The sequence below is a fragment of the Aquimarina algicola genome, assembly GCF_006443095.1.
Classification (GTDB): Bacteria; Bacteroidota; Bacteroidia; order Flavobacteriales; family Flavobacteriaceae; genus Aquimarina; species Aquimarina algicola.
On sequence record NZ_VFWZ01000007.1, the window covers coordinates 13,283 to 26,130 of the forward strand.

Sequence of the window (12,848 nt, forward strand, 5' to 3'; positions counted from 1 at the left end):
TACTTATATATCCTTGTCTTAGTATATTCATTGTATTTTGATCTATTTCATCATACTTTATTGCTAATGAATAGATCTTGAGTATTTCTTTTTACATAATAGGGACTAAAAGAATGGCTGTTAAGACTTAGACATATTGTATCTACTAGTTTTGTAACTACCGAAAAGTTCTATATGATTTTGATGGGTTTACTTATATATGTAAGATTGATCGATCTTTTGATCTAGTATCTATTTGTTTTTTATACTGAAACTAAAGGATTTAAAAATGATAAAGGTACAGTAGCATAAACACTATGTCTTAGTGAGTCTATAGAAACTTGTATCTTAAAATTTTCATCAACTCTTTCTACTCTACACTTTAAACCCTGTAAAGGACCATTGGATATCTCCATTAATTTTCCTAAATTAGGTATACAACAATCTGTTTTTAAATCTTTTACACCTTCTGTATTTAACAATAGAGAAATCTTATCTATCTCAGATTGTGTGATGCGTGCGTATTCTTTACCAAATTTTATAAAAGTACATACCCCATCAATGCTTGAGGCTTTATAAAAATCCATTTTCGAATTTATATTTATAAATACGTACGAAGTGAATAAAGGAACTCTTAGTTTTTTACTTCTATCACTCCATTTTCGTATTACAGTAGTCATTGGCAAAAATGCATCTAGCTCTTTCTCTATTAATAATTTATAGACTTTACATTCTTGTTTTGATCTAACATAAATCACATGCCAACCATTCATATTTTTCATAATTCTTTTTTTAGTTTTTAAACATGGCTTCGCCACTTCCAGTCACATGGAATTCTTATTAAAAAAAAGTTAGGGGGTAATGATTTATATAATTTTTACAATAATCTGTTTACAGACCATAATTAATATAATACTATCCTATTTTAAATAATTAAATCTTTTATTCATAAAATTTAAGATGTATCATAGTCATAAAAAAAACAAATTAAAGTATGACAAGCAGATAGTCTTTTTTAGTGATTTTTTTATCTAAAATATTTGGTATATATCAATAAATCAGTGAACTGTAAATTTTTCTTATTGTTATTTTCTCAAATTTAAATTATAATAGTTGACCTACTACTACACCTCAGAGTAGTTCGCTATTCAATTCTAATGATACGTTAATAAACGGTACATGTTTTTGATAATTGGTTAACTCTCACATTATTCAACATATATTTATTCTTATTATAGAAATCAATTAATCCATTGTAAGAGATAATTACAGGGATTGTTTCAGATCCTAAATAACTTATGGATTCTCCTACAATTTCAGTCTTAATCCCAATAAGATTCATTGTACGTAATAGTTTTGCATCACATTCTGCAAATGCAATATTATCTTTATGTTGACAAATAAGTCTAATAGCATATAGCATTAACTGCTTAAATAAATTTATATCACGTGAGCCTTTTTTGATTGCAAATCTTCCGATATGCCATATTTCATTTATAGAATATCTATTAATACAACTTAATGGATTTATACCAAAGATCTTTTGAATTGGTAAAGGATGAATATAATCCCATTTTAAGGCTCTGATTGTTCCAATTATCTCTTCATCTTCATTTTTTATTGCAAAAATTTTCGAGTTATCTAAATAGTCAATCTCTTCTTTATAAATACTGATTATATCATTTTCATAATCGTTTGGATGTATTTCATCTCTATGATATTTAAAGTTTTCTGTAACTACAAATTTCGAGATATTCAAAAGTTCATCTTGTTTTATGTTTTCTGAAGTTATTAATTTTGAAATGTTTAGCGTTTGTTTATCCTGGTTAAACAGATAATTTTTTGGTTTGTACATTGTTGGTTTTTTTTTAAAAGTATCCCATAATAGAATAGATAAACCTACACAAAATAATAGTCCCCCAATTGTTGTCTAAAAACTACCTAAAAGGGTAGTTGTTAAATTTGCTGAAAAACCAGACAGCTTTAACATAAAAAATGTTAAACTTCAAAAAAAATACTATTTTTGTGCTTACTTAAAACCGATTCTTTATGTTAAGCAAAAGTGATTTTTTCTCTTCGCGCAATACTGTTATTGACATAACTGAAAACGATAAATACCAACCTACAAATTATTTGGAAGCTGTTAAAGCTTTCGCTAGGACTACTTATCAAAGTATTTATGTAATTGACTATGAAAAAAAGGGGTTTGAATATGTTTCCGAAAATCCATTATTTTTATGTGGACATACAGCTGAAGAAGTAAGACAATTAGGTTATGCATTTTATTTTAAATACGTTACTAAAGATGATTTAGATTTACTTTTAAAAATTAACACTATTGGATTTGATTTTTTTGAAAAAATCCCTCTGGAACAACGAAAATGTTATACAATTGTTTATGATTTTCATTTAAAAAACCCAGATGGAAAAGTTATTCTTATTAACCAAAGGTTAACCCCTGTTTACTTGACTCAAACGGGAAAAATATGGAAAGCTATTTGCATTGTTTCACTCTCTTCAGAAAAGAGTTCTGGTAATATAAAGATTGTCAAGAATGGTGACAATATGATATTTGAGTATAATCTTGAAAGAGGTTTTTGGAAAACTGTAGAAAAAATAAAATTGACTAGTCGTGAAAAAGAGATTCTTCAGTATTCTATAAGAGGATATACGATAGGCGAGATAGCAGAAACAATTTTTGTATCTCCTGATACTGTAAAATTTCATAGAAGAAAACTATTTTCAAAACTTGAAGTAACAAATATCTCAGAAGCTATAGCGTATGCTACAAACAATGGTCTATTAGTATAGAACTTGTTTAAACTTTTTGAAGTTGCTAAAAATTGCTCTTTTTAGCCCCTGTTTTTGCCTTTTTATCCTTCCGTAGCTCTGCTATGCAACTCAAAAAAGCCCGTAACAAAACTAAAAACTTCTAATTTTTGCTTAAATCCGAAAAGTTTAAACGAGTTCATAAATTATTCTATAGATTGTCATCAATTATTTTTGATAGATAAAACTCGGGAAACTTTTTAAACTTTTTTCCTGTGGCTATATTAAATAACAAATGTGTACACATTGCTGCTACTGACCAAGAAGCTATAGCTAACTGAGGAGGAGGTAAGTTTTCCTTCTCTTTAACATATTCTTCAATTACATCATCTATCCATTTTTGTGGATTCCCCCAAAACTTTAAATAACTAGAGGCATATTTTACCATAACTACTTCATTAAAATCTTCATCGGGTCTAGATATCTCATCCAACAATAACCCGTCTTTGGTAATTACGGTAACCAGACTTCCCCATCCTATATTATAAGGATGTAAGATAGGAATATTTTGATTTTGACAGATTTTATCTAATACCAAAGGGACTTGAGAAGAAAAATCTAAGGCATTGACTACTGCTTTATGTCCAAGGATATTTTCATTAACATTTTCGACAGTTAAAAAAAAATCAAAACACGTGATATTAGCTTTTTTATTAATAGATAATAAACGTTTTTTTAAGGCTTCAACTTTGTTTAGATTAATATCCTCCTCCGTATAAATCTGACGATTCAGATTAGATCTTTCAACTTGGTCTCCATCAATTATAGTAATATTTTCAAAACCAAAGCGTAGAGCACATTCAGCAATAATACTTCCAATACCTGCTCCTGCAAGTAATATTGGAAAGTTCTTAATCATTTCTTGTTCATCATTGGTAATATAAATTCTATTTCGGGCATATCGATTTTCCATGGGGTTTTCTTTCATATCAAAATGTACAGCTGATTACTAAAAATAAGTCAACTTCTGAGGTCGTTTTTATCGTGAATCATTTAATTCTTTATTGTATGATCAAATCAATTTAGAAGAACCAAAAAATTAAGCGTTAATCTCATAATTATACAGAGTCAGTGATTCTTCTTCAGAATATTGCTCCAAAGCTAATCTAAGAATATTAATTGCTTTTTTAAGGTCTTCTATATCGAGAACATATGCTATTCTTACCTGATTTAATCCTCTATTATGATTGTAATAAAATCCAGAAGCTGGCGCAAGCATAACAGTTTCTTTATTTACATGAAACGTTTCTAAAAGCCATTTAGTAAAATGATCAGCGTCTTTTATTGGTAATTCTACAATACAATAGAAACCTCCATTTGGTAAAGCTACTTTTACTCCTGGAATTTGTCTAAGACCTTCAACCAATACATCTCTTCTTGCTTTATATTTTGCTACTGTTTCTATATAATAGGATTCAGGAGCATCTAATGCAGCTTCACTTGCAATTTGCGCAAATGTGGGAGGGCTCAATCTTGCTTGAGCAAATTTTGTAGCCGTTTGTATAAAACTTTTATTTTTACTTACAATACATCCTATTCTAGCGCCACACATACTATATCGTTTAGAAACAGAATCTACTACGATTGCATGATCATTAATAGATTTTTCTTGTAATATAGAATAATGTTCTAAATCATCATATACAAACTCTCTATAGACCTCATCAGAAATCAAAAATAAATTATATTTGATCGCTAATGCTGATAGCTTTTTTATTTCTTCTTTGGTATATAAATATCCGGTCGGATTACTAGGATTACAGATAAGAATTGCTTTAGTCTTGTCTGTAATACATTTTTCAAAATCTTTTATTGATGATAGAGCAAAACCATTATCAATAGTAGAAGTTAAAGGCACAATTTTTATTCTAGATTGTGTAGAAAAACCATAATAATTAGCATAAAAAGGCTCTTGAACTATTATTTCATCATCGGGATCTGTTATGCAACCCAGTGTAAAAAGTAATGCTTCACTAGCACCGGTAGTAACCAAGATATCATCAAAAGATACTGTAATGCGTTGTTTGATATAGTACTTTGCTAATTTTTCTCTTAAGCTTTTAAAACCAATTGATTCACTGTAGGCAAGAACTTCAAGTTTATGCTTTCTTACTGCATCTAGAGCCTCTATAGGAGGAGCAATATCCGGTTGACCGATATTGAGATGAAAGACATGTTTTCCTTCCTTCACCACTTTTTCTGCAAGAATCGATAATTTACGAATCGGCGACTCGGGCATAGCTTTTGCTCTATTTGATATTAAAGGCATTTTTTAGGATATGTTAAATAGATTTGAAATAAATTTCCTAAATGGGTTTATGGCTTAAATTAATTTTTATCATAGTATTAGAAAGCTTTAATAATATCTTAATTATTTATTTACAATATAAATTTTATCTCTCGAATATCTAACTTTCATGTTATATGATTCTTTATCAAATCTACTTCAAAATTATTATCATATTATTAATCAAAAGTGTAGTTTTTTATTAATTTTTTTGAGTTATAAATTTGAAATAAAGTTCATATATAAAACTTTATTATTTATACTTTAAATATCACTTATATACCAGTCAAAAAGTAGGAATCAAAAAATATTTTCCAAAAAGGTAATAGCATCCAAAATAGGTAAGGACATTAAAACTAAAATGCTATAAGTTCTTTTATTAAAATAAAGTCTTATAGCATATTACCTTCTTGCCTTTCTTAGTATATCTAATGCATTTTTATCACTTCATCTATTTTTGATTTTACAGTTACGTTTTTGTTAAAAACAAATACCATTAATGGGGATCTGTTCTGCAGACAAACCTGAGCCATTAGCAAAATTTTCGCAATCGGTTACATTATCTGTATTCCAATTGGAGAGGTTTTGACTAAAGTTGGTCGCATTTTCAAACATAATCCTCATATTAGTAACATTAGAAACATCCCATCCAGAAATATCAGAGTTAAATGCTCTATTTTCTGCAAACATACCTTCCATGGTCATCACACTAGAAACATCCCAATTAGAGATATCCTGATTAAACATTGTGGGCACAAAGGAAATATTAGTAGACCCAGCAAACATCAACGTCATATCAGTTACATTAGAAACATCCCAATTAGAGAGGTCTTGATTGAAATCCCTAGCACGAAAAAACATAGACCTCATTGTAGTCACGCTAGAAACATCCCAATTAGAGAGGTCTTGATTAAAGTTAACAGCGGCAGCAAACATTCCGCTCATCGAAGTTACATTAGAAACATCCCACTTAGAGATATCTTGATTGAATTTCATCGATCGCGTCGGAGCTAGGAATCCCGAAAACATGGATGCCATATTCGTCACATTAGAAACATCCCAATTGGAAATGTCAGAGTTAAAGTTAAATGCTCCCAAAAACATACCTCCCATAGTCGTCACATTAGAAACATCCCAGTCAGAAATATCAGAATCAAAACTAAACGCGTCTAAAAACATACTGCTCATAGATGTGACATTGGATACATCCCAATTAGAAAGATCTCCAGTAAATGATACCGCCAATCTGAACATTTCATCCATATTCGTCACTTCTTTCAAAATAGGAGTGTCTGTTGCGCTAAAGCCTACTAAATTTTCACAAAATGCAAAATAGCCGCCACCATTTCCTATTTGAACATCACCCCATTGGGCAACATCAACGATAAGATTCCGAGAAGTTAAATTTTCACCAAAATTGAACCCTTTAAGGATTCCTGTAATAGTAACTGTTTGAACACCTTCAAAGAAATATGTATGTTGTGCATCAGGATCATCAAACGAAGTAACAAGCCCTTCAGGACTGCCATCTCCCCAATCTACTAGAAAATTATATTCTGTAGGATCATTTGCGAGACCTTCATAGAGGGGTAATTGTACGGTCAAATCTCCTGCTACCAAATTCCAACGGGTAATAAAAGGAACGGCATCTTCAACTTCGTCCGTTAGATTAAGTGTAAAACTTGCGGTTTGGACCAAATCTCCTGAACTCACTTGTATTTCTCCACTAATCGTTTCTCGACGTTCAAAATCAAAAGCCGTGGCGTCGCCTACCAATAGCTGCCCTTGATTATTAACCGTTACCGCCCCTGCACGAGATACTTTTAAAATTTCAAAAATCAAAGGCGTTGTTAAGTTTTCTTGAGTAACAGCAAACTGTGCGACCACCATAGCGACTTCTTGATTTTCGGGTATGATTTCGATAAGATCGCTAACCATAAGTATTGGATCATCCAATAGCAAAGTTCCTCCATCATCATCACTACTACATGAAAAAAATAATGTTACACTAAAAATTATACTGAACTTGAAAAAAAATGTTTTCATGATTTCTTTAATTTACTTTTAATCTTCTAGAATACTTCTTATTTTTCCTGTGATATCACCATCAAATCCACTGCCTTCAAATCCACCATATAGCCAAAGTTTATCCTCAAAAATTAAAGCGCTATGATCAGACAAACCGATATCTGAAGACAAAGGTTCATATTCAAACCAGTTTATCATATCCTCTGAATACCATAAATTTCCTTCTAGGCCTGATGTTCCTATACCACCAACTACAAATGCGATATCATTATACACTGTTGCCGTATGAGAATGTCTGGCAGAAAATATGGTGTTGGTTTCAACTAGTGACCAATCCTTACCATTACTACTGGTCCAAATTTCATCCGTTGGGTCAAAAGCACTTGATAAAAAACCTCCTATTACATAAATAGAACCGTTAAAAACCAATGCTTTAAATTCTTCTCTGCCTGAAAAAGCATTATCTGCCTCTAATTGCCAATCTAATCCGTTGGATGACGACCATACTGATGTTCTGTCTACACCTTCAAACCTTCTGGTGATTACATATAATTTATTATTGAAAATGATTGTATCATGATTATCTGCCACTCCAAATGGAGGTGAATCGGTTACCAAGTTCCAAGTAAACCCATCTTCAGAAGACCAAATTTCTCTCAAATGATCACCATCATTGTTACGACCTCCTATCATCCATAGTTTATCATCATAAAGGGTAAGCGTATGTTTTATGCGACCATCAAAAACATCAAACACCACTGACTCCCATGCTACTCCATTTGCACTACGCCATACTTCTCCCCTCAAGTCTACACCAGCACCAGGTCTTTCGCCACCCGTTGCCCAAACAAATCCATTAAAAACAGTCATAGCATTGTTAGCAAAGTCACCTATCTGGTCTTGTTCGGTTTCGAGAGTAAGCTCAAGGTTTAAATTAAGTGGTTCTGGATTATTCTTATTGGTATCATCTGAGCTACATGATACTAATAGTGCTATTGCAAAAAAGATTGAAACTATTATAATTCTCATTTTTTTTGTTTTTAAAAGGTGATTTTCTTTATAGTTGTATTTCTTGTAACTTAAACAAGGTGTATATAATGTGCTTCAGCTTGTCTATATTGGAGTGAATTTTAAAATGGGGAAAAACTTTCAAAACACTCTTGTACGATTTTTACTTTCTTTCTATACGTTACACATATAGTTTTTAGCGAAACACATCTGAAACAAAAGTAATTCGCAGTGTCAATGGAGGTTAACACCATTGTAACGGATTTTAGCAATTATGTAACATGTAATAAAATCTACCTAAAAAGAGAGATCATATGGTCATCACCGGATAAGAAGAAATAACACGACAACAATACGTTTGTATACAGTTTTTAACTATATGTATATACTTTATTACAAAACATCGATTCAAAAGAAAGGAAGATTATAATTTTATTATCTTTCATAGCTATGAATTTTAACAAGAAAACATTATTTACACATATTGTATTTTGGATTATTGTTTTTCTATTTTATGTTTTTGCCTCTACTAGTTCAGAATTATTTGAGCAATCTGTAGAAACAACACTACTTAAATTTCCACTATTAATGATTGCCTCATATAGTTTTAACAATTGGCAAGTTCCTGCTTTTTTAAAACAAAGAAAATATCTTGCTTTTGTAATTTCTATGGCGTTCATGATCATTATCTTGGTATTTTTATTCCGTATGATAGGATATTATCATTTGGATAAATATTGTAGTGAAGGCCCATATCCGTTAATCAGTTTTGTAGATTTTCCATATTATATGTTTTCTTTTCATTTTCCTGCTTTGCTTATGTATTTCTTTAAAACCAATAAAGAGCAAGAGTATGAAAGGGAAAAAATACATCAACTAGAAAAAGAAAAGATTGCAACTGAACTTAAATACTTAAAAGCACAATTAAATCCTCACTTTTTATTTAATACTCTCAACAATTTGTACTCTTATGTAATCACCAAATCTCCCAAAGCTCCTGATATGGTTTTGCAATTATCAGAAATTTTAGATTATATCTTATACCGAAGTCAACAACCATCTGTTCCTTTAATTGAAGAGATTAATACTATAGAAAATTATATTGCTTTAGAACAAATTAAATATGGAGAGCGTTTACAAGTAATTTTTCATGAAAATTTATCTAAAAACAGAATATCAATAGCACCATTACTGCTTTTATCTATTGTCGAAAATGCTTTTAAACATGGAGTAAGAGAGCACATCATAAAACCGAAAATAAAAATCGAATTACAACAATATGATTCAGAAATAATATTTTGTGTTTGGAATACAAATATGGATACTGAGCATGATAATGATCCGGATAATTATAAAAATGGGATAGGACTTACAAATATCAAAAGACAATTAGATTTGTTATATCCCCAAAAACACAAACTTGAAATTGATGAATCTTACTCGTTCTTTAATCTAAAGTTGATTTTAAAAATAGACTGATATGATACGATGTTTACTTGTTGATGATGAATCACCTGCTATTGATTTATTAAAAAATCACATCGCAAAGCTAAACAACCTGGAGATTATTGCAAGTTGTTATAGTGCTGTCGAAGCTTTTGATATTCTGAAAAAAGAAAATATTGATTTATTATTTTTAGATATCGAAATGCCAATACTAAAGGGATTAGATTTTCTGAAAGCTCTACAACACCCGCCTAAAGTTATTATAACTACTGCCTATAGAGAATATGCAATAGAAGGTTATGATCTAGACATTATAGATTACTTACTGAAGCCAATTTCTTTTGATCGGTTTGTAAAAGCCATTGATCGGTATTATGAAAGAGCTAAAATTAAAGTTTCTCCTACAAAAACACTGAAAAAGACAGATGATTTTTTCTATGTTAATATCAATAAAAAACACATTAAAATCATTTTTGATGATATATTGTACATAGAAAGCCTGAAAGATTATGTCAAAATTCATACAACAAATCAAAAGCTGGTTGTAAAAAATAATATCGGTAAAATAGAAAATCAGCTTCCTTCAACTCTTTTTCTTCGTATCCATCGTTCTTATATGGTTGCTGTCGACAAAATAACTGCATTTACCCAAAAAGATGTAGAAATAGGAACTATAGAAATCCCAATTGGATCTAGTTATGCTAACAAGATACCTTGGTTACGCACTGATATTTGATTCCTAAAACCTTGTAATATCCAACAGTACTTATACACTTTTACTATTTTTATCATTGGTTAGTCTCCTATCTTCTATTTTCTAAAAAGAGCATTCATTACCTATATATTTTTACTTAAAAGTTAATTTAAAAATATACTATGTCAAAACACTTAAGTACACTTTTGGTAGTATTAATTCTACTATCTTGTCAAGCTCAAAAAACAGAACGTCAAATTGAAGATGAATTTGTCAAAAAATATGCTCCAAAAAACCTAAATACCTATGGTTTTACTTTGGCAGTAGATTCAAAAGTACCCGAGGTACATCAACTTTTTAATGATTTAGAAGCTAATTTTTATTTTTATGGCAACAAAAATGAATTCGAAAAAAAAGCGGCAAAAATTATTGAATTAGATCCTAATTACCCAAGTGGTTATCTAATGAGTGGTTTTTATATTCAAGATCCAGAAGAATATAAAAAAATGGTTACCAAAGCTTATACATTATCTAAAAAAGCTAATCTAAAATCAGAACGAGATATCATGAAAGCAGAGTACCTTCTTTTGGTAAAAGAGGATTATCCAGAAGCTCAAAAATATTTTCAAAAAGTGGTTGACATTTACCCTGATAGTGCTGCTGCTATTTGGTCTTTGGGTATGGCATACTACTATAATAATGAATATGATAAAGCCTTTGAATGTTATAAAAAAAGTACAGAACTGATTCCTAACTTGCCAAAAGGTTATGAGTTTATGTCGGTCATCTGTTATGAAAAAAAACAGTACAAAAAAGCTTTAGAGTACCTGGAACTTGCTAAAAAACATGGTGCCAAAACCAAAAATGATATTTATTATGCAGAATATGAACATCTTGTATATTATAAAAATGGATTATACAATAAAACAATAACATCTATAGAGCAAGCAAAAAAGTATGGAAAGTACTATAAGAATAGTGAAAGTTTAAAAAAAACGTATGAAGCTGCTCAAACAAAATTAGATTCAATACAATCTTCTAAACTGTAATTCTCTGTTTCAGAAAAGGTCGATAGTACTTATTATATTAAGTAATACCTGACTTAATTTAGTTTTTATAAAATCAAGATAGCAGAATAATAGTTAATTCTGCTATCTTATATCTATGGCTCAAATATATAGCTATGAATCAACGCTTTCTATATATAATTATATCATCTCTTTTTTAAAATGTTAACTTCCTTGGTTCAAGAAAAAAAATGGCACTCCGGAATCATCATCATGAGGCATTAATCCTTGAAAGAATGTTGCATCTTCATCAACCATATTTTCACAAACCTGATTATGAACTTGAAATAAAAAATCGTTCAATGCAAAACCTTTTTTATTATCTGTAGTGATTGTAAAATTTTCTTCGATCTGATCTTCATCACCATCTTCATCTTCTCCCCAAAACATATATTGCACTGTTATTTTTCTAGAAGAAATAAATATCCTTTTGATATCCAAATCATGATCAGGTTTTATTTTTTGATTATATGCTATAAGAGCTTGAGAAAATGTTCCGAGATCGGCATATTTTTTATTTGCAAAATTCCAAAGAACATCTTCCAATAAATCTTCCTCCAGTTTACCTTTTTGGGTTTCTATATCATTTTGTTGATTATTGGATTTATTAAAAATTCTTTTTAGAAAGTTCATGATTTTTAATTTAATTAATTCTCTATAAAATAATTGACACTATTATCTCCTTTATATCACAGAATAAATACTATTTCACTTGTTTTGCTCTTATTCATTGTTTTTTAAAACTTCAATTTTAGTTTTTATAAAATCCAAATACGTTTGATAGACTTCAGATTGTATATCTTGATAACTTATTGTTATTGAATTTTTATATACAAAATCGAATCGTACCCATCCCCCAATCTCTTTTATAACATACTTTGGTTGTTGCTCCCCTATACTGTAATCCCATTGAAAAGTCTTAATAAATTGATCATGAATCATATGTATATCCAATAATGAGTTGTTATGTATCAAAGAATATACTTCTGTTTTTCTGTTGAACCAAGGTTCAAAATAGATAGTATCAATCTGATATTGTTTACGATAGTACTCAAATACATCATCAAGGTTATTAAAATTCAAGATTATCTCGGCATGCCTGGGTAAAATAAAAAGACGGTCTTCTTTGCCTGAAATAAAACAAAGAATATCTCCATCTATACTTGTTCCTAACTGAATAGCATTACTAAGCGCTTCTGAAGGAAACAATTCATCAAACTCCCAAAGATCAAAACCAGAGAAGGTACTATAAATTACTTGATCATCAGGCTCAGATATGTTTAGAATATTACAATATGTCCCATAACCATATGTTGCAATGAATTTGTGGTAACTTTTGGGTATTTTACTGTCATTAATAATGATAGGATTTGTATATGTAATGATTTTCATAACTTTTTACTATTCTTTATTAAGTTATATAAAACTAAAGTTTATGATGCATCTTTATCGATTTTAAAGAGTATATGATAAGGGGGGGGGTATTCATAATCTCAACCAAGGGAATCAG

The 12,848-nt window shown here is 30.0% G+C and carries 12 protein-coding genes; 4 read left to right on the forward strand and 8 right to left on the reverse strand.

Features of this window, described 5'->3' with window-relative positions:
- Positions 1–242 precede the first annotated feature (242 nt).
- A complete protein-coding gene (locus FHK87_RS19155) occupies positions 243–761 on the reverse strand; it encodes a UpxY family transcription antiterminator (RefSeq protein ID WP_140595394.1) in 519 nt (172 codons plus the stop codon).
- A 383-nt stretch (positions 762–1,144) separates the two neighbouring features.
- Entirely contained in the window at positions 1,145–1,834 is a 690-nt protein-coding gene (locus FHK87_RS19160; RefSeq protein ID WP_140595395.1) for a hypothetical protein, read from the reverse strand.
- Between the two features lie 194 nt (positions 1,835–2,028).
- Between FHK87_RS19160 and FHK87_RS19165 the strand changes: the two genes are divergently transcribed.
- Positions 2,029–2,790 (forward strand): response regulator transcription factor, encoded by a 762-nt coding sequence (locus FHK87_RS19165; protein WP_140595396.1) that lies wholly within the window; start codon positions 2,029–2,031, stop codon positions 2,788–2,790.
- Positions 2,791–2,959: 169 nt separating this feature from the next.
- Here FHK87_RS19165 and FHK87_RS19170 read toward each other — a convergent pair whose 3' ends face one another.
- The 4 genes from FHK87_RS19170 to FHK87_RS19185 form a co-directional block, all read right to left on the reverse strand.
- Entirely contained in the window at positions 2,960–3,736 is a 777-nt protein-coding gene (locus FHK87_RS19170; RefSeq protein WP_226294329.1) for a ThiF family adenylyltransferase, read from the reverse strand.
- 111 nt (positions 3,737–3,847) lie between these two features.
- A complete protein-coding gene (locus FHK87_RS19175; RefSeq protein WP_140595397.1) occupies positions 3,848–5,077 on the reverse strand; it encodes a pyridoxal phosphate-dependent aminotransferase in 1,230 nt (409 codons plus the stop codon).
- Positions 5,078–5,575: 498 nt separating this feature from the next.
- Positions 5,576–7,141: a BspA family leucine-rich repeat surface protein gene (locus FHK87_RS19180; RefSeq protein ID WP_140595398.1), complete on the reverse strand. Its 1,566-nt coding sequence runs from the start codon at positions 7,139–7,141 to the stop codon at positions 5,576–5,578.
- Between the two features lie 18 nt (positions 7,142–7,159).
- Complete coding sequence (locus FHK87_RS19185; RefSeq protein ID WP_140595399.1) at positions 7,160–8,152, reverse strand: Kelch repeat-containing protein; 993 nt, start codon at positions 8,150–8,152, stop codon at positions 7,160–7,162.
- Between the two features lie 429 nt (positions 8,153–8,581).
- On the opposite strand from FHK87_RS19185, the gene FHK87_RS19190 reads away from it, so the two are divergent.
- From FHK87_RS19190 to FHK87_RS19200, 3 genes are all read left to right on the forward strand, one after another.
- The gene (locus FHK87_RS19190) at positions 8,582–9,610 is read left to right on the forward strand and encodes a sensor histidine kinase (protein WP_140595400.1); all 1,029 of its coding nucleotides are present in this window, start codon (positions 8,582–8,584) and stop codon (positions 9,608–9,610) included.
- Between the two features lies 1 nt (position 9,611).
- Positions 9,612–10,313 carry a LytR/AlgR family response regulator transcription factor gene (locus FHK87_RS19195; protein ID WP_140595401.1) on the forward strand — a complete coding sequence of 234 codons (702 nt, stop codon included), beginning with the start codon at positions 9,612–9,614 and terminating at the stop codon, positions 10,311–10,313.
- A 140-nt stretch (positions 10,314–10,453) separates the two neighbouring features.
- The gene (locus FHK87_RS19200; RefSeq protein WP_140595402.1) at positions 10,454–11,320 is read left to right on the forward strand and encodes a tetratricopeptide repeat protein; all 867 of its coding nucleotides are present in this window, start codon (positions 10,454–10,456) and stop codon (positions 11,318–11,320) included.
- Between the two features lie 183 nt (positions 11,321–11,503).
- Here the strand turns inward: FHK87_RS19200 and FHK87_RS19205 are convergent, their stop codons facing one another.
- The gene (locus FHK87_RS19205) at positions 11,504–11,971 is read right to left on the reverse strand and encodes a hypothetical protein (RefSeq protein WP_140595403.1); all 468 of its coding nucleotides are present in this window, start codon (positions 11,969–11,971) and stop codon (positions 11,504–11,506) included.
- Between the two features lie 90 nt (positions 11,972–12,061).
- Positions 12,062–12,730, reverse strand: a complete 669-nt coding sequence (locus tag FHK87_RS19210) for a hypothetical protein (protein WP_140595404.1) — start codon at positions 12,728–12,730, stop codon at positions 12,062–12,064.
- Between the last annotated feature and the right edge of the window lie 118 nt (positions 12,731–12,848).